This is a genomic window from Ruegeria lacuscaerulensis (assembly GCF_013034685.1).
Classification (GTDB): domain Bacteria; phylum Pseudomonadota; class Alphaproteobacteria; order Rhodobacterales; family Rhodobacteraceae; genus Ruegeria; species Ruegeria lacuscaerulensis_B.
In genome coordinates, this window is sequence record NZ_WQGO01000005.1 from 31159 (window position 1) to 51844 (window position 20686).

15 protein-coding genes are annotated in these 20686 nt (G+C 59.6%); 8 read left to right on the forward strand and 7 right to left on the reverse strand.

The features are described 5' to 3' along the window. Nucleotide 1 precedes the first annotated feature (1 nt). The 5 genes from GOV80_RS13770 to GOV80_RS13790 all read left to right on the forward strand — a co-directional run bounded on the left by GOV80_RS13770 (nucleotide 2) and on the right by GOV80_RS13790 (nucleotide 5121). A complete protein-coding gene (locus tag GOV80_RS13770; RefSeq protein WP_170785556.1) occupies nucleotides 2-1114 on the forward strand; it encodes a fumarylacetoacetate hydrolase family protein in 1113 nt (370 codons plus the stop codon). A gap of 12 nt (nucleotides 1115-1126) precedes the next feature. Continuing rightward, nucleotides 1127-2629, forward strand: a complete 1503-nt coding sequence (locus GOV80_RS13775) for an aldehyde dehydrogenase (NADP(+)) (RefSeq protein WP_170785558.1) — start codon at nucleotides 1127-1129, stop codon at nucleotides 2627-2629. Between the two features lie 14 nt (nucleotides 2630-2643). Then, on the forward strand, nucleotides 2644-3393 hold the full coding sequence (locus tag GOV80_RS13780) for an SDR family oxidoreductase (RefSeq protein ID WP_170785560.1): 750 nt from the start codon (nucleotides 2644-2646) through the stop codon (nucleotides 3391-3393). Nucleotides 3394-3412: 19 nt separating this feature from the next. Continuing rightward, a complete protein-coding gene (locus GOV80_RS13785; protein WP_170785562.1) occupies nucleotides 3413-4255 on the forward strand; it encodes a fumarylacetoacetate hydrolase family protein in 843 nt (280 codons plus the stop codon). A 188-nt stretch (nucleotides 4256-4443) separates the two neighbouring features. After that, on the forward strand, nucleotides 4444-5121 hold the full coding sequence (locus GOV80_RS13790; protein WP_170773079.1) for a GntR family transcriptional regulator: 678 nt from the start codon (nucleotides 4444-4446) through the stop codon (nucleotides 5119-5121). Nucleotides 5122-5123: 2 nt separating this feature from the next. Here GOV80_RS13790 and GOV80_RS13795 read toward each other — a convergent pair whose 3' ends face one another. The 7 genes from GOV80_RS13795 to GOV80_RS13825 form a co-directional block, all read right to left on the reverse strand. Then, nucleotides 5124-6080, reverse strand: coding sequence for an ABC transporter ATP-binding protein (locus tag GOV80_RS13795; RefSeq protein ID WP_170785563.1), 957 nt, complete (start codon nucleotides 6078-6080; stop codon nucleotides 5124-5126). Continuing rightward, a complete protein-coding gene (locus tag GOV80_RS13800) occupies nucleotides 6077-7054 on the reverse strand; it encodes an ABC transporter ATP-binding protein (protein WP_170785565.1) in 978 nt (325 codons plus the stop codon). The genes GOV80_RS13795 and GOV80_RS13800 overlap by 4 nt, the downstream gene beginning before the upstream one ends. Before the next feature lie 4 nt (nucleotides 7055-7058). Further along, nucleotides 7059-7961: an ABC transporter permease subunit gene (locus GOV80_RS13805; RefSeq protein ID WP_170785567.1), complete on the reverse strand. Its 903-nt coding sequence runs from the start codon at nucleotides 7959-7961 to the stop codon at nucleotides 7059-7061. Next, a complete protein-coding gene (locus tag GOV80_RS13810; protein WP_170356522.1) occupies nucleotides 7961-8968 on the reverse strand; it encodes an ABC transporter permease subunit in 1008 nt (335 codons plus the stop codon). The genes GOV80_RS13805 and GOV80_RS13810 overlap by 1 nt, the downstream gene beginning before the upstream one ends. Then, the gene (locus GOV80_RS13815; protein ID WP_170785569.1) at nucleotides 8968-10062 is read right to left on the reverse strand and encodes a M24 family metallopeptidase; all 1095 of its coding nucleotides are present in this window, start codon (nucleotides 10060-10062) and stop codon (nucleotides 8968-8970) included. Before GOV80_RS13815 ends, GOV80_RS13810 begins: the two co-directional genes overlap by 1 nt. A 67-nt stretch (nucleotides 10063-10129) precedes the next feature. Beyond that, nucleotides 10130-11713, reverse strand: coding sequence for an ABC transporter substrate-binding protein (locus GOV80_RS13820; protein ID WP_170785571.1), 1584 nt, complete (start codon nucleotides 11711-11713; stop codon nucleotides 10130-10132). 263 nt (nucleotides 11714-11976) lie between these two features. Continuing rightward, complete coding sequence (locus tag GOV80_RS13825) at nucleotides 11977-12897, reverse strand: LysR family transcriptional regulator (RefSeq protein WP_170785573.1); 921 nt, start codon at nucleotides 12895-12897, stop codon at nucleotides 11977-11979. A gap of 341 nt (nucleotides 12898-13238) precedes the next feature. Between GOV80_RS13825 and GOV80_RS13830 the strand changes: the two genes are divergently transcribed. The 3 genes from GOV80_RS13830 (at nucleotide 13239) to GOV80_RS13840 (ending at nucleotide 20612) form a co-directional block, all read left to right on the forward strand. Next, nucleotides 13239-17426, forward strand: coding sequence for a beta strand repeat-containing protein (locus tag GOV80_RS13830; RefSeq protein WP_170785576.1), 4188 nt, complete (start codon nucleotides 13239-13241; stop codon nucleotides 17424-17426). 61 nt (nucleotides 17427-17487) lie between these two features. Further along, complete coding sequence (locus GOV80_RS13835) at nucleotides 17488-19245, forward strand: type I secretion system permease/ATPase (RefSeq protein ID WP_170785578.1); 1758 nt, start codon at nucleotides 17488-17490, stop codon at nucleotides 19243-19245. Further along, on the forward strand, nucleotides 19242-20612 hold the full coding sequence (locus GOV80_RS13840; protein ID WP_170785580.1) for an HlyD family type I secretion periplasmic adaptor subunit: 1371 nt from the start codon (nucleotides 19242-19244) through the stop codon (nucleotides 20610-20612). The genes GOV80_RS13835 and GOV80_RS13840 overlap by 4 nt, the downstream gene beginning before the upstream one ends. The last annotated feature ends 74 nt before the right edge of the window (nucleotides 20613-20686 follow it).

Genomic DNA, 20686 nt, shown 5'->3' on the forward strand with positions numbered 1-20686 from the left:
CATGACAACACTCAATCTGGATTCTGCCGGGCTTTGGCTTGGCCGTGTGGAACGGCCGGGTATCGGCCCGTGCGTGGTAACATTGCGTGAGGGTCAGGTGGTGGATATCACCACCAAGAAAGCTCCTACCGTTCGCGACATTCTGGAACGCGACGACGCCGCGGATTACGTACGATCGGCCCCCGGCGAGGCGATCGGCCCGGTCGAAAGCGAGCATGAATGGCTGGCCCCCTGCGATCTGCAATCGGTCAAGGCCTGCGGTGTCACCTTTGCAGGTTCCATGGTCGAACGCGTGATCGAAGAACAGGCCGCTGGCGATCCGGCCAAGGCCGAAGCCATCCGCGCCCGCATCGGCGCGCGTATCGGCGACAGCCTTTCCAACATCACCCCCGGCTCCGACGAAGCCGCACAAGTCAAGCAGGCGCTAATCGACGAAGGCCTCTGGAGCCCGTATCTTGAGGTCGGTATTGGACCGGATGCTGAGGTGTTCTCGAAAGCGCAGGTGTTGTCATCCGTGGGCTTCGGTGCCGAGATAGGCCTGCACCCGATCTCAACCTGGAACAACCCTGAACCCGAGGTGGTCCTGGCGGTGAATTCGCAAGGTCAGATCAAGGGCGCGACACTGGGCAATGACGTCAACTTGCGCGATGTCGAAGGCCGCTCGGCCCTGCTGCTCAGCAAGGCCAAGGACAACAACGCATCCTGTTCGATCGGACCAATGATCCGCCTGTTTGATGACAGCTATACACTGGACGATGTGCGGCAGGCCGAACTGACCCTGACCGTAAACGGGCCGGATGGGTTTGTCCTGAACGGCGCGTCTTCGATGTCTCAGATCAGCCGCGACCCGGCGGATCTGGTGAAACAGACTATCGGGCGGCACCACCAGTATCCCGACGGGTTTATGCTGTTTCTGGGAACGCTCTTTGCACCCACACAGGACCGGGATACACCCGGCGGTGGTTTCACCCACAAGCTGGGTGATGTCGTCACAATTGCCAATGACCAACTCGGCGCATTAACCAATACGGTGCGCCTGTCGACCGAATGTCCCGAATGGCGGTTCGGGTCGTCTCATCTGATGCGAAACCTGGCCGAACGCGGCCTGTTGTAGGAATTTAGAAACATGTTGATCGGAAAACACCTGATTGCCGGCGAATGGCTTGGATCAGACGCCACCTTTAGCTCGGAGCCTGCTCACGGCCCAAGCCATGATTTCCCGGTTGGAACGCCCGCTCTGGTGGACGCTGCGGTTGAAGCCGCGGAGGAGGCCTTCGCCAGTTTCGGCTGGTCCACCCGCGCCGAACGTGCCGCCCTGCTGCGCAAAATTGCCGATGAGATCGACGCGCGCGGCGACGCCATCACCGAAATCGGCACACAGGAAACCGGCCTGCCCGAAGCCCGTCTGCAGGGCGAGCGTGGCCGCACCGTGGGACAGCTGCGCCTGTTCGCTGATCATATCGAAAAGGGTGACTATCTGGACATGCGCCACGACCAGGCCATGCCGGACCGCGCGCCCCTGCCCCGCCCCGACCTGCGGATGATCCAACGCCCGCTTGGCCCCGTGGCCGTGTTCGGCGCGTCAAACTTCCCACTGGCTTTCTCGGTCGCGGGCGGCGATACAGCCGCGGCCTTGGCCGCAGGGTGCCCGGTTGTGGTTAAAGGCCACTCGGCCCATCCCGGCACTGGTGAGATTGTGGCTCAGGCCATCGACGCCGCGATCAAGGCTACTGGGGTGCACCCCGGTGTATTTTCGCTGGTGCAGGGGGGCAAGCGTGACGTGGGCACTCGTCTGGTGCAGCATCCGCTGATCCGGGCCGTGGGCTTTACCGGCAGTCTGGGTGGCGGTCGCGCCCTGTTCGATCTATGCGCTCAACGCGATGAACCCATCCCGTTCTTTGGAGAGCTGGGCTCGGTCAATCCGATGTTCATCCTGCCTCAGGCCGCTGCCGCACGCGGGGCTGGGATCGGGACCGGCTGGGCCGGATCGCTGACCATGGGCGCGGGGCAGTTCTGCACCAATCCCGGCATCGCCGTTGTAGTCGACGGGCCCGAGGCCGACGCCTTCCAAGCCGCTGCCGAGGCAGGGCTGAACGCAACCGCCAACCAGACCATGCTGACCGATGGCATCGCCGACGCGTATCGCGATGGCGTGGCACGGGTGGCCGCTGGCACCGGTGTGACGCAGGTCATGGGCACAAGCTGCGCCGCCCGCGACGCGGCCCCATATCTGTTCGCTGTGTCAGGCGACGACTGGCTATCTGATCACAAACTGCAAGAAGAGGTGTTTGGCCCGCTCGGTATAGTGGTTCGCGTTCGCGACACCGCTCAGATGCTGCAGGTCGCCCGCGCAGTAGAGGGTCAGTTGACCTGTACCTTGCATCTTGACGACAGCGACACTGCTGACGCAAAGGCCCTGCTGCCGCTGCTGGAACGCAAAGCGGGCCGATTGCTGGCCAACAGCTTCCCCACCGGGGTTGAGGTCTGCGACAGCATGGTCCATGGCGGCCCCTACCCCGCCTCGACCAATTTCGGTGCCACGTCGGTTGGCACCCTGTCGATCCGTCGCTTTCTGCGCCCGGTCTGTTACCAGGACATCCCAACCGGCCTTTTGCCCGAAGACGTGTGAGAGTAAAGACTGGGATGCATAACCCCTCGGACCGATTGGCAGGTAAAACGGCCCTGATCACAGCGGCGGGTCAGGGCATCGGCCGCGCTACGGCCGAGCTGTTCGCGGCAGAGGGCGCGCAAGTCATTGCCAGCGACATCAATGATGTGTCGCTGGCTGAACTGGCCGAAGTTGCGGGGATCACGACCCTGAAGCTGGATGTCACGGATGCCGCTGCGGTCAAGGCGGCCGTAGCAGACCTGCCTGCATTGGATGTGTTGTTCAACTGTGCCGGATATGTTGCCGGCGGAACCATCCTTGATTGCAATGAGAGTGACTGGGACTTCAGTTTCGATCTGAATGTCAAAGCCATGTATCGACTTATTCGCGTGACCTTGCCCGGAATGCTAGGCAAGGACGGCGGATCGATCATCAACATGTCTTCGGTTGCATCGTCAATAAAAGGCGTGCCAAACCGATTTGCATATTGCGCCTCGAAGGCTGCGGTGATCGGATTGACTAAGGCCGTTGCCGCGGATTTTGTCCAGCAAGGCATCCGGTGCAACGCAATCTGCCCCGGTACCGTGGACAGCCCCAGCCTGCACGACCGTTTGCGGGCGACCGGTGACTATGAAACGGCAATGTCCGGCTTTATAGCCCGCCAACCGATGGGGCGCATCGGCTCGGCGGACGAAATCGCAGAGCTCGCGCTTTATCTCGCAAGCGACGCCAGCAAATACACCACCGGCCAGCCATTCGCCATCGATGGCGGCTGGACGATCTGAAGATAGTGAGGATTTTACGATGAAGTTGCTACGCCACGGCCCTGCCGGACAGGAAAAGCCCGGTATTCTGGATCAGGACGGTACGATCCGCGACCTATCTGGGGTAGTTGATGATATCGCAGGCGCAACGCTTGACGATGAAAGCCTGGCGCGCTTAGACGCGCTGGATCTTGCCAGCCTGCCCGCCGTCGATGCCAATACCCGCATCGGGGCCTGTGTGGGCCAGGTGGGCAAGTTCATCTGCATCGGTCTGAACTATGCCGACCACGCCGCCGAAAGCGGCATGGAGCTGCCCGCCGAACCAGTCATCTTCTTCAAAGCCACATCCGCCATCATCGGTCCCAATGACACGGTCGAAATCCCCCGCAACTCGGTCAAAAGCGACTGGGAGGTCGAGCTGGGCGTGGTGATCGGGAAAGAGGCGAAATACGTCTCGGAAGAGGAAGCGCTGGATCATGTCGCGGGCTATTGCGTAGTCAATGATCTGTCCGAGCGAGACTTTCAGCTGCACCGCTCGGGCCAGTGGGTCAAGGGCAAGTCTGCCGACACGTTTGGCCCAATCGGCCCCTGGCTGGTTACGCGCGATGAGGTGCCGGATCCACAAAACCTGCCGATGTATCTTGAGGTCAACGGGCATCGCTATCAGGACGGCTCGACCAAGACGATGCATTTCGGCGTTGCCACGGTGATCTCGCACCTGTCGCAATTCATGTCGCTGCAGCCGGGGGATGTGATCTCGACCGGGACGCCTCCGGGTGTTGGGATGGGACAGAACCCGCAAACCTATCTGAAGCCCGGCGACAAGATGGAGTTGGGGATCGAAGGACTGGGCGTGCAACGGCAGGATGTTGTTCAGGGCTAACCCTGGCACCAAATCACTTACCAATGGACCCCAGATCGCATCAGCAGTCTGGGGTTTTATTTTAATGGCTTGCATCAACCGAATGTCAGGTCAGCTTGGGTGCGCAAAATACCCATTCGCTAAGGCCTTGGAAATCTCGCCTCCAGTTTGTACTTTGGATACAAAATGCACTGCCCGAGATGAACACAATGCCAAGCACCCGCGCGATCCCACGGCAAAGCCTGCCAGATGTCATTACCAATGACTTGCGCGAGCGAATCCTCAGCGGCGAGATGGCCGAGGGTGAGACCATCCGCCAAGAAGCGCTGGCCGAGGACTATGATGTCTCGCGCATGCCGATCCGCGAGGCGCTCAAGCGGTTGGATGCCGAAGGGCTGGTACAATTGACCAACAATCGCGGCGCTGCCGTGACCACGCACTCGCTGGACGAAATCGCCGAGATATTCGACCTACGCGTGTTGCTCGAAGTTGACCTGTTCCGCCGCGCGATCCCACTTATGACCGAAGCCGATTTCGCCATATGCGAAAGGTTGCTGGATGAGATGGAGAAATCCTACGAAGCCTACGATGTCGGGCGCTGGGGCGGTCTGAACTATGAATATCATAAGGCGCTTTATGCAGCGGCAGGGCGCGGGCTTACCAATGACATTCTGCAACGGGTCAATGTGCAATCGGATCGCTATGTCCGTATGCATCTAAGCGTCATGGAACAGCGCGAACCCGCCAAGCGTGATCATGGCGAGTTGCTGGCCCTTGCCCGCGCGCGCGATGTCGAAGCCGGGTGCGATCTGCTAACCCGGCACATCCAACGCACCAAAGACCAGTTGCTGGCCATGGTCACGGCAACGCGAAACCCCGAAGACTAGGGTCAGTCCAGCGGATGCAGACAGGCCACGCGATGGGCTTCGCCTGACAGCTCGGGCGGGGCTGCGCGGCATTCATCTGTTGCGAGCCAGCATCTTTGCGCAAAAGCGCAGCCTTTGGGGATGTTCATGGGCGAGGGCAACTCCCCCTCCAGCTTGATCCGTTCCTTGCGCGCCTCAGGGTCCGCGCGCGGCGTGGTCGATAACAGCGCCTTGGAATAGGGATGACGGGGGGCGGCGAACAGTTGGTCTTTCGTGGCGTGCTCGACCGCGCGGCCCAGATACATAACGATCACATCATCGGCGAAGTGTTTAACTACCGACAGGTCATGCGAGATGAACAGATAGGCAAGGTTCAGGCGCTCTTGCAATTCAACCAGAAGGTTCAGGATTTGCGACTGGATCGACACGTCCAAGGCCGAGACCGGCTCGTCCAGCACCAGCACTTTGGGGTTCAGCATCAGCGCGCGTGCAATTGCGATCCGCTGACGTTGACCGCCCGAGAACATGTGCGGATAGCGGTCATAGTGTTCCGACCGCAGCCCGACCAGATCAATCATCTCGCGCGCCCGTGCTTCGCGGTCGGCGGCAGACATGTCAGGGCGGTTGATGATCAGCGGCTCCTGCAGAATTTGCCCAATCCGCTGGCGTGGGTTCAATGAGCCATAGGGGTCCTGAAACACGATCTGCACCGTATCGCGCATCTGCGCCCATTTCGACGGCGTGATATCAACCCCGTCAATGGACAACGTGCCCGAGGTCGGCTCTTCGATCATTGTGACGACGCGCGCTAGCGTGGACTTACCGCAGCCCGACTCGCCGACAATCGCCAGTGTCTTGCCCGGTTGCATCGCGAAATCGACGCCGGACAAGGCCTTGACCGTGGCCGATTTAGACAACAGCCCGCCCTTGACCTCATAGTGTCGCGCCAGCGCGATTGCCTGAACGATAGGAGCTGTCATGCCATTTCTCCGGCTGCAATTCTTTCGACATGGTGACACCGCGCCTTGCCGAACAAATCGCTATGCGGTGTGGGCGGGATGGCCTGACAGGTGACATCGGCGAACTGACAGCGTGGGCTGAACAGACAGCCTTTGGGGCGGTCGAACTGCCCCGGCACCACACCCGGAATCGTCGGCAACATTTTAGAGGTCGCCCGTTCCGGCAGCGCGCTGAGCAGCGCCGAGGTATAGGGGTGGCGCGGGGTGCGGAACAGGTCTTTGACCGGTTGTTCCTCGACCTTCTGACCGGCATATTGTACCTGCACCCGTTCGGCGGTTTCGGCCACAACGCCCATATCGTGGGTGATCAAAACCAGACCCATCCCCTGTTCATCGCGCAGCCGCACCAGCAGATCGAGAATTTGCGCCTGAATGGTGACGTCCAGCGCTGTTGTCGGCTCATCAGCGATCAGCAGCTTGGGGTTGCAGGCAATCGCCATGGCGATCATGACCCGCTGGTTCATCCCCCCTGACATCTGGTGCGGAAAAGTGTTCAACCGGCTTTCCGGTGCAGGAATGCCGACCTGATCAAACAACTCGATCGCACGTTGGTGGCGGTCTTTGCGGTTCAGGCCCAGATGGATGCGCAGCGCTTCTTTGATCTGGAAGCCCACGGTGAAACAGGGGTTCAGCGACGACATCGGCTCCTGAAAGATCATGGCGATGTCCTTGCCGATGATCTTGCGCCGGTCGCGGGCCGAGATTTTGGTCAGGTCAATGCCTTCGAAACTCAGCTGGTCGGCGGTGATTGTAGCGGTCCAAGGCAATAGGCCCATCAGCGCTAGCATCGACACGGATTTGCCCGAGCCGCTTTCACCGACGATGGCCATCAGCTCGCCCTTGTCAACGGTTAGGTCCACGCCGTCCACGGCGCGGAACTGGCCCGAGGCGGTGGCGAATTCGACGGTGAGGTTTCGGATATCCAGCAAGCTCATATCGTCAGCTCCGCTTCAGTTTCGGGTCCAGTGCGTCGCGCAGGCCGTCGCCCATCAGGTTGATTGCCAGCACCGTGACCAGAATGGCAAGGCCGGGGAAGGTGACGACCCACCAAGCGCGCAGAATGAACTCACGCGCCTCGGCCAGCATGGTGCCCCATTCCGGCGTGGGTGGCTGCGCGCCCATCCCCAGAAATCCAAGCGCGGCGGCGTCCAGAATGGCGGTCGAGAAGGACAGCGCCGCCTGCACGATGATCGGGGCCAGACAGTTGGGCAGCACAGTCTTGAACATCAGCCGCGCCTTGCCCGCGCCCGCCACACGGGCCGAGGTCACATAGTCTTTCTGTCGCTCAGACAGAACCGAGGCTCGGGTCAGGCGCACGTAATGCGGCTGAAAAACGATGGCGATAGCGATCATCGCATTGGTCAGCGACGGCCCAAGAATAGCCACCAGCACCAGCGCCAACAGCAGCGAGGGGAAGGACAGGATGATATCCATCACCCGCATGATCAGCGTATCGACCCATTTCGGCGCAAAACCGGACAAAAGCCCGATGATCACGCCGCCCGTCACGGCCACACAGACAACAACGATGCCCACAAAGAAGGAATAGCGTGATCCCATGATCAGCCGCGACAGCATATCCCGCCCCAACGGATCGGTGCCCAGCGGAAAGGCCCAGCTGCCGCCCTCTTGCCACGCGGGGGGTTGCAGGATGTGGTCGCGGAACTGCTCAGTCGGGTCGTAGGGCGCCAGCAAAGGCGCAAAGGCCGCGCAGATTACGAAGGCCATGAACACATACAACCCGATCACCGCGCCGCGGTTTTCGCTGAAATAGAACCAGAATTCGCGCAGGGCGCTTGGGCGGTCCTCGGTCTTGGGGGTGGTTGCGGAAAGCTCGGCCATCACCGCCTCCGGATTTTGGGGTTGATGATGCCGTAAAGGACATCGACTAGCAGGTTCACCAGCATCACGATCACAGCGATCATCAGCAGCCCGCCCTGCACCACCGGGTAGTCGCGGCGGAAAATACTGTCGACCATCCACTTGCCGATTCCCGGCCAGCTAAAGATTGTCTCGGTCAGGATCGCACCGGCCAGCAGCGTGCCGACCGACAGGCCGATCACTGTTATCACCGGGATCAGAGCGTTGCGCAGCGCATGCAGCCCGTTGATCCGCGTGGGCGCAAGACCCTTGGCGCGGGCGGTGCGAATGTAATCCTCGCCCAAAACTTCTAACATGGCTGAGCGAGTCTGGCGCGCGATCACCGCCAGTGGGATGGTGCCCAGCACGATGGTCGGCAGAATCAGGTGGCGTACGGCTGAGGTAAACGCCCCCTCCTGCCCCGAAAGCAAGCTGTCGATCAGCATGAACCCGGTCACGCTGGGGAAGTAATACAACAGGTCGATCCGCCCCGATACCGGCGTCCAGCCCAGATTGCCCGAGAATACGATGATCAGAAGCAGGGCCCACCAGAAGATCGGCATCGAGTAGCCAACCAAAGCCGAGGACATCAGCGCGCGGTCAAAGAACTTGCCTCTGTTCACGGCAGCAATCACACCCGCAGGCAAGCCCAGAGCCACGGCAAAGATCATCGCACAGATCGACAGTTCCAGCGTGGCTGGGAACAGGGCAAAGAACTCATCCCAGACCGGTTTCTTGGTGACAAAGCTTTCGCCCAAGTCGCCATGCATAACGCCGACCAGATAGTCCCAGTATTGCTGCAGCACCGGTTTGTCGAAGCCCAGCTTGACCACCATCTCTTGATAGCGTTCTTCAGTCATACCGCGTTCTCCGGCCATGACGATGATGGGATCGCCGGGCAGCACCCGGATGAACATGAAGGAAATCAGCGTCACGCCCAGAAATGTCGGAACGAACATTCCAAGGCGCGAAAGGAAGTAGCCAAACATCAGCGACCTATGATTGTGAGATCTTTGGGAAAGCGGGTCAGTGACCGGCAGCCATCCTGCGTCACCAGAACATCATCTTCGATCCGAACACCAAAATTTCCGAGATCATAAAGCCCGGGCTCATTGGTCCAGACCATGCCGGGAAGGATGTCCTGATGATTTCCACGCATGATATAGGGCGCTTCATGTACGTCGCGGCCCAGCCCGTGCCCGGTTTTGGTGCGGATACGATCGGCATAAGGCGATGCCTCAAGCACGCGAGTGACGGCATCGTCGATGTCATGCGCAGTAGTGCCCGGGCGGCAGGCGTTGAACCCTTGGAGGTTGGCCCGCAGGACGGTGTCGTAGACATCCCTGCCCTCGTCCGAAACTTCGTCCACAAAGAACGTACGGGTGATATCGGCGGCAAAGCCGTGTTTGCGCGCGCCAAAATCGAACAACAACGCATCGCCGGGTTTGATCTGGTAATCCGCTCGCGCCTTGCCATGCGGTTGGGCCGAATTGTCACCAGCCGCCACAATTGGTGCGAACGCCAACGAGGCCGCACCCTCGGCGAACAGCGCCTGAATCAGCGCCTGTTCGATCTGTTTTTCCGTCTGTCCGACGCGCACATCGGCTATCACACGCTCCAGCGCGCGTTCCGAGATATCAATGGCAGCTTGCAGTGCCGCGATATCGTCATCGGTCTTTATGATCCGCAAGCCCGAGATTTCGCGTTCGGCATCCACAATGCGCAGATCGGTCAGCGCGTTGGTGAAAGCCTTCGACACAAAGACCCGCATCACTTGCCCTTCGACGGCCAGCGATGTCAGCGGCATGTGCGCGGCCAAAGCGGCAAAAGCGCTGTCATAGCCCGTCTGGTCCATCCAATCGAACACGGCACCGTCAAAGCCGACCAGCGCCCAGGTGCCAAGCTCCAGATTGGGGACAATCGCGGCAGGGGCGCCTTGGGCCGGAATAACGACCACAAAGGGTCGCTCGTGGCTCATGAAGGGTTTCCCCAAAGCGCGGGTGAAATTGGGACCGGGCACAAGGGCCACGGCATCGACTGACATGTCCTTTGCCAGTTGACGGTACTCGGACAAATCCGGCATGAGGGCCGACCTCCAAAAAAGAAAACCGGAGCCGCCACGCGGGCGGCTCCGATCTGTGAGTGATGATTTATTCGACGCTTACGCCGTAGAAGATGTGGCCGCCCAGCGGGTGGACCTTGTAGCCCTGCACTTCGTTGCGCATCGGCATGTAAACGACCGAGTGTGCGATGGTGGCCCAGGGGGCCTGCTCTTTGAAGATGACTTGCGCCTCTTCATACAGCTTGGTGCGCTCGGCCTGATCGGTGGTCTGCTTGGCCTTCAGGATCAGATCTTCGAAAGGCTCGTGGCACCATTGTGCGCGGTTCGAGGCTTCGCGACCGTCACAGCCCAGCAGCACGGCCAGGAAGTTGTCCGGGTCGCCATTGTCACCGGTCCAACCCAGCAGCACGGCACCGTCGCGGTTCAGCTCTTTTGAGCGCGACAGGTACTCGCCCCATTCATAGGAGACGATCTCGACATCCACGCCGACCTTGGCGAAATCTGCCTGGATCAGCTCGGCCATGCGGCGGGCGTTCGGGTTATAGGGGCGTTGAACCGGCATCGCCCAAACCTTCATCGACAGATCGCTGACGCCTTCAGCTTCCAGCATCGCCTTGGCCGCTTCGGGATCATAGGCATCGTCGGTGATGGCCTCGTTATAACCCCACATGGTCGGCGGGATAGGGTTCTTGGCCGCTTGCCCCGAGCCCTGGAAGACCACATCGATGATCGCCTGCTTGTCGATCGCCATGTTCAGCGCCTTACGGACCTTCGGGTTGTCGAACGGCTCCATCGTGGTGTTGTAAGCCAGATAACCCACGTTCAGGCCTTCTTGCTCCATCATGTTGATGTCAGCGTCATCCTGCATCGCCTGAATGTCGGCGGGGTTCGGATAAGGCATGATGTGGCATTCACCCGCCTTCAGCTTTTGATAACGGACCGACGCATCAGGCGAAATCGCAAAGATCAGATTGCTCACATCCGCCGGTGCTTTCCAGTAATCAGCGTTCTGCGCATAGCGGATCACGGCGTCTTTCTGATAGGCCACGAATGAGAACGGGCCGGTGCCGATAGGCGCGGTGTTCAGCTTTTCAGGTGTGCCCGCTTCCATCATCGCATCGGCATATTCCGCCGACAGGATCGAGGCAAAGTCCATCGCCATGTTGGCGACAAAAGGCGCCTCGGGTTTAGACAGCGTGAATTTCACTGTGTAGTCGTCGATCTTTTCGATGGACTCGACCAGATCAGGCATACCCATGCCCTGGAAATATTCCCACGTGCCACCCGACACCTGATTATAGGGGTGGCCTTCATCCTTCTGGCGCATGAACGAGAAGATCACGTCATCGGCGTTGAAGTCGCGGGTTGGGGTGAATTCGTCGTTCGAGTGGAATTTGACGCCCTGACGCAGCTTGAACGTATATTCCAAACCGTCATCGCTGGCCTCGACGCTTTCGGCCAAGCCTGGGATCACATTGGTGGTGCCGGTCTCAAATTCCAGCAGGCGGTTGTAGATCGGGTGCGAGGACGCATCAAAGGTGGTGCCAGCGGTGAACAGCGCCGGGTCAAAACCTTCGGGCGAGCCTTCCGAGCAATAGACCAACGTATTTGCCTGTGCCGCAGCGCTGGACAACGCAATCGCTGCGGTTGCGGCCAAAAACTTAAGTTTCATGAGTTTCTCCCAGAAATGTCGTTCGTTTGGTTTTCGCTTAGTGCTTTTTTGTCAGAACACTCTTTGGCGACTCTTGCCGCCGCGAAATCACTGCCCAATGTATCCAAAATACAAAATCCATTGTCAACAAAGTTAACGAGTCCGCGAGCGCGTGCATACGCAAAGACAGCCATCCGGCGTGGGACGGCCCGGTTCTGTTCCTAGCTTTGAGGGGAATCAGTCGCGCCGACTTTGATACAGCGCAAGTTTTCGGTTTTCCGCGATCACGTCTGGAATGTTGGGGCTACACCGACCGGAGGCTGTTCCAGAACGAACGCCCCGATCCGATCCAAAAGCGGCCGTCTTGGGCAACCCGGACGGGTCGCCGCGCCTAGATCGCGCAGGTTGCCCGGCGCGTCAAAGGGGATAAAGCACAAAGGCCAGCGGTCGCGTTTGAATTGCTCGGCCGCCAGGGCCGACACGATTGTACAATCGTCGGAATGACAAATATGCCGACAGATCGTCTCGAACCGCAGCGCGCTTAGGTCAAACCGCTTGCTGGCGCGGTTTGCCGGGTCGATCTTGGGAAGACGGTTTTCCAGCTCATAGCCGAAACTATGCGGCAGGCGGATGAAATCGTGACGCGGCACTTCCTCAGGCGCAATCGATGGCAGGGTGCAAAGCGGATGCCCCTCGCGCACCGCAAGAAACAACGGCTCGGACCAGATCGACGTGAACTCCAGCGTCTCGGTGTTGTTGACCTTGGCGACCAGTGCAAGATCCAATGTGTGATCTTCTACCATGCGCAACATGTTATGCGGCAGGTCCTCGATCATCGTCACACGCATATTCGGGAACAGGGCTCTGAACAGGTCCGAGAAATACTGCGTCAGATAAGGGGCCAGCGTCGGCGTCATCCCGATAGTGTAGGGAACCGCCTCGGGGTCGCGGAACTGGGTCGCCGTATCGCGGATCTTTTGCGCATCGTTCAGAACACGTTCGGCAATGCGCAGAACTTGTAGACCACAGGCTGTCGGACGCACTTCGTTATTGAGGCGCAGAAACAGTTCCGCTCCCAACTCTTGCTCAAGTTTCTTGACCTGATTGGACAATGCGGGTTGCGAGACATTGCAGGCCGCGGCGGCCTGACTGAACTGGCCATGTTTTGCGATGGCCAAGACATATTCCAAATCTCTGAAATTCATATTCGCAAACTATAAAAACCGAGTCGCACCCCTGCGGGCCGACCAATTCTTACCCCAATGCTACCCCTCGTGTATGAAAATACGATCACGTCTGGTCACATAAGTGTCAACTGTCGCAACCGAATAGTTTACCGAAGTGATCTGATTTCGGCTAAGTCATTGTTTTTACGCCAATCGACGCTCAAAATCTTCACGAATAACGTGAGTATTTGCGTTGGTTATACCCCCAATTCGAAGGATGAATTTTAGCTGACCGGTACGGCTGGCTACCCCTTTGATACGCGGAACGCCCATCGCAGCGAGCGATCTGCAAAACGAAACAATTTTTGACGGAGTATCCAATGCTGTCCCAACTTCTAAGCAGCCTTCGCGCACGTCTCTTGACGACGTCCACGCTGGCGCAAGAGACCTCTCGTGATGGTCAGACTCTAATTAACAACTTCGCGCAAAGCACCGTGGTTGATGACACCCCGGCTTTTGTACTGGCAAACGACTTTTCGCGTCTGCTGAACTTTGGTGAAATCATCACCAACAACGCAGTTGCCGCTGTTCAAGCCCAAGGCCAGGACGTCGACATCTTCAACTTCGCCACCGGCCGTATCGAAGCCAACAACGGCCCTGACGCGCTGGCAACCGGTGTTCAGGTCACAGGCAGCGCCTCGATCCGCAACTTTGGCGAGATCGTGGGCGAATTCAATGGCGTGCAATTTGCTGGCGCCGAAAGCTCGGGCAGCCTCGACAACTTTGCAGGCGGCGTGATCAGCTCGGACAGCCGGGCTGTGGACATTCAGGGCCAGGGAATCGACGTTCGCAACTTTGGTGACATCATCGGCACCGGCGATCAGCGCAACGGCACCATCTACACCAACTCGACCGCCGAGGACGTCTCGATCTCGAACTTCACGGGCGGCACCGTTGACGCAGGTGAAGGCAACCAGGGCGCAGGTGTGTCGCTGCAGGTGGGTGACGAGGTCGGCGATCGTGTCGAAACCGACATCTTCAACGGCTTTGGTGCAACCATTCAGGGTCGCGGTCAGGCAGCATCGAACACATCGCTGGCCGGCGACGGCATCCGAGTCGACAACGGCGCCGAGGGCACCATCCTGGAAACCGAAATCGTCAACAGCGGCCTGATTACGTCGGAAAGCACCCAAGGCACTGCCGGTGGTATCCGCATCGCCGACGGCGCCAACACCGAAGGCGAAATCCTGAACACCTCGACCGGGGTGATCGAAGGTGCCGCGAACGGTCTGTATATCGGCCAGGGTGAACATGATCTTGACGTTCTGAACTTCGGCACCATCCAATCCGACAGCCGCGCCGTAAACATCGATGGCACAGGGGTTAACTTGATCAACGGTGGCGACATTCTGGGCACCGACGATCAGCGCAACGGCACTGTCTATGCCGATGGCACCGCCGATGATTTCTCGGTCAACAACCTCGTAACCGGGACCATCGACGCGGGCGAGCACAACCAAGGCTCGGGTTTTGGTGTTGAAATCGGTGACGCACCAGACGGCGTGACATCGTTCACGCTGGACAACGCCGGTACGATCCAAGGCCGCGGCAATGCCGCAGCGGGCACAAACGCAGCCGGTGACGGCGTGCGGATCGGCAATGTCGGCAACATCGGCACCACCGATGCGGTCATCAACAACACCGGCACCATCGACTCGGAAGGCGCAAACGGTACCGTTGCTGGCGTACGCTTCGTAAACGGCGTTTCGTTCCAGGGTGAGTTCAACAACTCGGGCGATATCTCGGGCGTGCAGAACGGTGTCTATTTCGGCAACCCGGTCAACGGTGAGGGCGCAGATCACACCGGTGGTGTGTTCAACAACCTGGAAGGCGGGACCATCTCGTCCGACAGCCGCGCGTTCAACATTGATGGCATCGGTCTGGAAGTGAACAACGCCGGTGACATCCTTGGCACCGACAATCAGCGCAACGGCACAGTCTATGCTGATGGCACCGCGCAGGACTTTACCTTCAACAACCTCTCGACCGGTGTGGTCGATGCGGGCGAAGGCAATGAAGGTTCGGGCTTTGGCGCTGAGATTGCAGGCGAGAACAGCTTTGAGCTGAACAACGAAGGCACCATCCAGGGTCGCGGCAACGCGGCGGCAGGCACCAACGGCGCCGGAGACGGCATCCGTATTGGCAATGTCGGCAACACGGGCACGTTCTCGGGCACCATCACCAACTCGGGCACCGTTGCATCCGAAGGTGCAAACGGCACCGTCGGTGCGTTCCGTGCGGTGAACAACGTCAACTTCCAAGGTCAGCTGATCAACGAAGAAGGCGGTCTGTTCGAAGGCGGCCAGAACGGTGTGTACTTTGGCACCGGTGATCACACAGGCGGCTCGTTCGTCAACCGCGGCACTGTGACATCGGACAGCCGTGCGGTGAACATCGACGGGATCGGTCTGGATGTTGTCAACGAAGGCGAAATCCTTGGCACTGGCGATCAGCGCAACGGCACCGTCTATGCCGATGGCACTGCTGACAACTACAGCTTCACCAACTCGGGTCTGGTCGATGCAGGCGAAGGCAATAACGGTTCCGCCGTTTCGCTGCAAACCGGCGACGAGTCGGGGGACATCGTGTCCGCAGCAGTCATCAACGAAGGTACGCTGCAAGGTCGTGGCGATGCGCTGGAAGGCAACCAGGTCGGTGACGGTCTGCGCCTGTTCACCAGCCAGGACGACGCCTCTTTCGCGGGTGTTGTGGTCAACGAAGGCCTGATCGCCGGTTCCGAGGACTCGGACGCCGCAGCAGGTATCCGCGTTGATGGCGGCCTGAACCTGGTTGGCGCGATCCTGAACGAAGGCGAAATCCGCGGCACGGTCAATGCGATCGACGCATCGGATGCAGGCTTCGTGACCATCGTCAACGACGACGAAGGCGTGATCAACGGCAACGTTCTGCTGAGCGACGGCGACGACATCTTTGTCGACCTGGGCACCACCAACGGTGATATCTCGGGCGGCGCAGGCGATGACGTTCTGATCGCAGGCGACGCAGACAACGTCATCACCGGCGGTCTGGGCAATGACTTCATCGACGGTGGCGAAGGCATCGACACAGCCGATTTCTCGGATCTGGATGTCGCGGTCGAGGTTAGCCTGGATGCAAACGGCAATGGCACTGCCACACGTGACACCGGCTTTAACGTCACCGTCACCGACGCGGTTGTTGCAGCACCGGATCAGTTCGGATCGTCCATCACCAACGGCGCCGAGTTCGTGGAGCAGGCAGTCCAGGGCAACCTGTACTACAACATCCACACATCGGACTTCCCGGCTGGTGAAATTCGCGGGCAACTGCTGGTTGACAGCGACGTGACCGAGAATGGCATCCGTACTGTCACGCTGAGCGGTGGTCTGGACGCCTCGCAGGAGCCTGGTCCTACATCCGACAGCGAAGCGACCGGTCAGGCGACCCTCGTCGTCACTCAAAACCTGGAAACCGGTGAAGTCACCTATTCCAGCGAGTTGAGCGTTACGGGCCTGAACGAAGCTGATCTGTTGACGCCGATCCCGGGTGTTGTCTCGGCTGTGCACTTGCACAATGCACCTGCTGGTCAGAACGGCCCGGTCGTGCAGGACACGCTGGTAGATGCTGGTGCAACGCTGGATACCGAAGCCACTGGTGGCACAGGTGTCATCGGCGAGGACGTCATCGACAACCAGATCGAAGTGGACATCCTGCGCTCGATCGAGCGGGTTGTCGGCTCGGATGACAGCGACACGATCGACGTCTCCAGCTTTGACGGTGTAACCGTTGATCTGGACCTCAGCGGTCCTTCGCCGAACCCTGCTGGCAGCGGTGATGAAGGTCCGCAGGACGGTGCCATCATCCAGAATGGCCAGATCGTCGCCGAAGTTGATGACTTCGAAAACGTTGTAGGCTCGGACGGGGATGACCTGATCCTTGGCAACAACGAGTTCAACATCCTCGACGGTGGTGCCGGCAATGACGCGATCCATTCCTTCGGAGGTGCCGACGTGATCATCGGTGGCGAAGGGATCGACACCGCGCTGTTCACTGCAGGGCCGGGCGTTGTTCTGGATCTGGATAAAGAAGGCAACGGCGTTGCACAGGTCAATGCACCCGATGGTGCAATCCTGGATCAGGTGTTTGGGTTCGAAAACATCAACGGCTCGAACAACGCTGGCAGCCCGAATGGTGGCGACGACATCCTGTCGGGCAACTCGGGGTCCAACACCCTGAACGGTCAGGCCGGTGACGATGTGCTGAACGGTGAGGGTGGCGATGACATCCTGATCGGTGGCGCAGGCAACGACACCTTCGTCTTCGAAGGCAACTTCGGCAACGACGTCATTCAGGACTTCGAAGTCGGTCTGGACCAGCTCCAGTTCGGCGAATTCGGACCCGACTTCGACGGCAGTGTCAGCGTTGCACAAGATGGCGACGACGCGGTCATCACCTTCGGCAGTGAAGGGTCCGTCCGCCTCGCCGGTGTCAACAGCACCGACCTGAACGACGACGACTTTGTCGCGTAACTGACCAACAGCGGGGCGGCCTTGGGTCGCCCCGTTCTTCAAACCGGAAAGGGTCAAAGAAATGTTCAAGCAAGCCAATCCCGTCAAAACTGCCTGGGGGTCACTGCGCAAGGGTTTTGTTGCGGTCGCCTTCTTCAGCCTGTTTCTGAACCTGCTTATGCTGGCTGGGCCGCTTTACATGTTGCAGGTCTATGACCGTGTTCTGACCAGCCAGAACGTCGACACACTGATCGCTCTGTCCGTTCTTCTGGTTGGTGTTTTCATTGTAATCGCCTGCCTTGACCTGATGCGGATGCGCATCCTGGGTCGTCTCGCCGCCCGGTTCGAGCTGAGCGTCGGCGCCCCGGTGCTCAGCGCTGCGATGCGCCGCCGGGTGCAGGGCGAAAGCGACGCCGGCGAGCATCTGGTCGAGGATGTCAACGGCTTCCGCGAGTTCATCTCGGGCACGACCCTGATCGCCTTTTTCGACGCCCCCTGGATCCCGATCTATTTGATGGTGCTGTATGTTCTGCACCCACTGCTGGGCCTGCTGGGTCTGGTCGGCGCGCTGACCTTGACCATCATGGCATTGATCAACAACTCGCGCGCCCGCGGCCCGATGGAGCAAGCCTCGCAGGCGCGTGGACGTTCTGACGCGCTGTTCAACACCAGCGACAAGAACGCCGAACTTGTGCATGCGCTGGGAATGAAGTCAGACCTGATGCGCCGTTGGACTGCCTTGCAAGCCGATGCGCACCAGTACAAGACGCGCGCCTCGGACCGTGTGGCCAGCTTCTCGGTACTGTCCAAAACAATCCGTATGGGCCTGCAATCAGCCATACTGGGTCTGGGTGCCGCACTGGCCATCACCGGGGAATCCACCGCCGGTGTGATGATCGCTGCAACCATCGTTCTGGCCCGCGCTTTGTCGCCTATCGACCAGTTGATCGGCCAGTGGCGCACCTTCCTGGCCGCGCGCGGTTCCTATGCCAAGATCAAGAAACTGACCGAGGATTATGCGGAAGCGCCGACCAATCTGAACCTGCCACGCGCGTTCAAGTCGCTGGACGTCAAAATTGCACAGGCCGGCCCGCCACGCGCTGTGAACGCCACCATCCGCGGCATCGACTTTGGTCTGCAGCCGGGCGACGTTCTGGCCGTGATTGGCCACAGCGGATCGGGGAAAACCACGCTAGGCAAGATGCTGGCCGGGATCTGGTTCCCGCAGCGCGGCGAGGTTCTGCTGGATGGAAGCCCTCTGTCCAAATGGAATAACGAGGACCTTGGCAAGCAGATCGGTTACCTGCCGCAGGACGTTGAGCTGTTCGACGGCACGATCCGCGAAAATATCGGCCGCTTCTCGATCGCCATTGACGATGCCGAAGTTCTGCGCGCCGCGCGTGAGGCTGGCGTGCACGAGCTGATAAGCTCGCTGCCCGACGGCTATGAAACACGTATCGGTCAGGGCTTTTTCCTGTCCGGCGGTCAACGCCAACGTCTGGCCCTGGCCCGCGCGCTTTACGGTGATCCGTTCGTTCTGGTTCTGGACGAACCGAACTCGGACCTGGATGCCGAAGGCGAACAGGCTCTGCGCGACGCTATTCTGGCCGCGCAAGCCCGCCGAGCGATCTCGATCGTGATGACGCACCGCCCGGCCACCCTGCAAGCAGCCAACAAGGTCATGGTGCTGCGCGACGGCAACCAGACCCAATTCGGCGACAAAGATGACGTGCTGAAAGTCAACCGGCGCAATGTCCTTGCCACCCCCACTCAACCCGGCGCAGCGGCCCCGTCGCCACGCCCTGCAAATGAAATCCAGATCAGCGGAGCAGCCCAATGACAAACTTGGTTCCCCACTCCCAATCCTACGGTGCAGTTGCCTTTCACGAGGCGCAACTGAAGGAAATCAACGACACCACATCAAATATCGGACGCTATATCCTGTTCGGCGTCTTCACCCTGATGGCCTTTGTCGGCGGCAGCGCCTATTGGGCCCTGGCCTCGAAACTGGACGGCGCAGTAGTTGCTCCTGCCTCGTTCGTGGTCGAAGGCGACCGCAAAACGGTCGAGCATCTGGATGGCGGCATCATTCACGCAATCCTCGTCACGGATGGCGAGTTTGTGCAGGCCGGGCAACCCCTCGTGCGGCTCGACAGCACCGAGATCGACGTCGATCTTAGCGTGCAGGGCAGCCAGTTGGGCGAGCTTTCAGTACGCCGCGCCCGTCTGATGGCACAGATGAGCGGCCAAGGTCACTTCGACGAAGCTGCCGCATTTGCGGGTTTTCAGGAAGGCATGGAGCGCCTGCATTGGGTCTCGCCCTATCTGACGCAGAAACAACTCTTCGATGCCGAGGCCCGCGCCCGCAACACCGAAGCCCAAATCAACGCGCAGCGCGTGTCGGGTCTGCGTGCCCAGATCGCGGGTTTGAAAGAGCAACGCCAAAGCACTCAAAACCAGATCGATATCACCAAAGGTGAGCTGACCAACCTGGAATCTTTGTTGGCCAAAGGTCTGGTTGCCATCACTCGCGTCAGCGCCCGCCGGATCGAGTTGGAGCGTCTTAATGGTGTCGATGCCTCGCTGCGCACGCAAATCGCGCAAGCCGAAAACCAGGTGCAGGAACTGGAATTGTCGCTGATCAGCCAGCAGAAACTGCGTGATGAGGTCATCGCCGGAGAACTGGCCGTAGTCGAAGCCCAGCTTGATCTGGTCCGTCCGCAATTTGCAGGAACGCTGGCCCGTCTGAACCGCACGCAGGTTCTGGCCCCGACCAGCGGCCGTGTGGTGAACCTGGCGGTATCAACGACCGGTGGTGTGATCCGACCCGGTGAGCCGATCATGGACATCGTGCCCGCCGATCAGGCCCTGATCGTCGAAGCTCGCGTCAAGACCGGTGACATCGACAAGCTGCATATCGGGCAAACCACGCGTATCCGCCTGTCCGCTTTCGCGCAGGCCGATGTCCCCGAAGCCAATGGTCAGATCTTCGACATTTCAGCCGACGCGCTGGAAGACGACCGCACAGGCGAGGCTTACTACAAAGCCCGCGTCAAATTGGACGCCGATCAGCCGCAGGCGATCGCGGCACTGGATCTGGTGCCGGGAATGCCCGCCGATCTGTTTGTGAATACCGGCGAACGGGCAGTCTTTACCTACCTGTCGCAACCTATCAGCGACCGGTTGGCCAAAACGTTTATCGAGTGACCTGGGTACCCCCGCGCCTATTTTTTAGGCGCGGGTTGTTCTTTTGGCGCATTTATCACCGCTATACATTTACT

What these genes read in the sequence shown, in the direction of transcription:
- GOV80_RS13800 (WP_170785565.1), bottom strand. Translation starts at nt 7,054, where the DNA reads ATGAGCTTGCTGGATATCCGAAACCTCACCGTCGAATTCGCCACCGCC.
- GOV80_RS13825 (WP_170785573.1), bottom strand. Translation starts at nt 12,897, where the DNA reads ATGAATTTCAGAGATTTGGAATATGTCTTGGCCATCGCAAAACATGGC.
- GOV80_RS13840 (WP_170785580.1), top strand. Translation starts at nt 19,242, where the DNA reads ATGACAAACTTGGTTCCCCACTCCCAATCCTACGGTGCAGTTGCCTTT.
- GOV80_RS13830 (WP_170785576.1), top strand. Translation starts at nt 13,239, where the DNA reads ATGCTGTCCCAACTTCTAAGCAGCCTTCGCGCACGTCTCTTGACGACG.
- GOV80_RS13810 (WP_170356522.1), bottom strand. Translation starts at nt 8,968, where the DNA reads ATGTTTGGCTACTTCCTTTCGCGCCTTGGAATGTTCGTTCCGACATTT.
- GOV80_RS13790 (WP_170773079.1), top strand. Translation starts at nt 4,444, where the DNA reads ATGCCAAGCACCCGCGCGATCCCACGGCAAAGCCTGCCAGATGTCATT.
- GOV80_RS13835 (WP_170785578.1), top strand. Translation starts at nt 17,488, where the DNA reads ATGTTCAAGCAAGCCAATCCCGTCAAAACTGCCTGGGGGTCACTGCGC.
- GOV80_RS13775 (WP_170785558.1), top strand. Translation starts at nt 1,127, where the DNA reads ATGTTGATCGGAAAACACCTGATTGCCGGCGAATGGCTTGGATCAGAC.
- GOV80_RS13815 (WP_170785569.1), bottom strand. Translation starts at nt 10,062, where the DNA reads ATGCCGGATTTGTCCGAGTACCGTCAACTGGCAAAGGACATGTCAGTC.
- GOV80_RS13805 (WP_170785567.1), bottom strand. Translation starts at nt 7,961, where the DNA reads ATGGCCGAGCTTTCCGCAACCACCCCCAAGACCGAGGACCGCCCAAGC.
- GOV80_RS13780 (WP_170785560.1), top strand. Translation starts at nt 2,644, where the DNA reads ATGCATAACCCCTCGGACCGATTGGCAGGTAAAACGGCCCTGATCACA.
- GOV80_RS13785 (WP_170785562.1), top strand. Translation starts at nt 3,413, where the DNA reads ATGAAGTTGCTACGCCACGGCCCTGCCGGACAGGAAAAGCCCGGTATT.
- GOV80_RS13795 (WP_170785563.1), bottom strand. Translation starts at nt 6,080, where the DNA reads ATGACAGCTCCTATCGTTCAGGCAATCGCGCTGGCGCGACACTATGAG.
- GOV80_RS13820 (WP_170785571.1), bottom strand. Translation starts at nt 11,713, where the DNA reads ATGAAACTTAAGTTTTTGGCCGCAACCGCAGCGATTGCGTTGTCCAGC.
- GOV80_RS13770 (WP_170785556.1), top strand. Translation starts at nt 2, where the DNA reads ATGACAACACTCAATCTGGATTCTGCCGGGCTTTGGCTTGGCCGTGTG.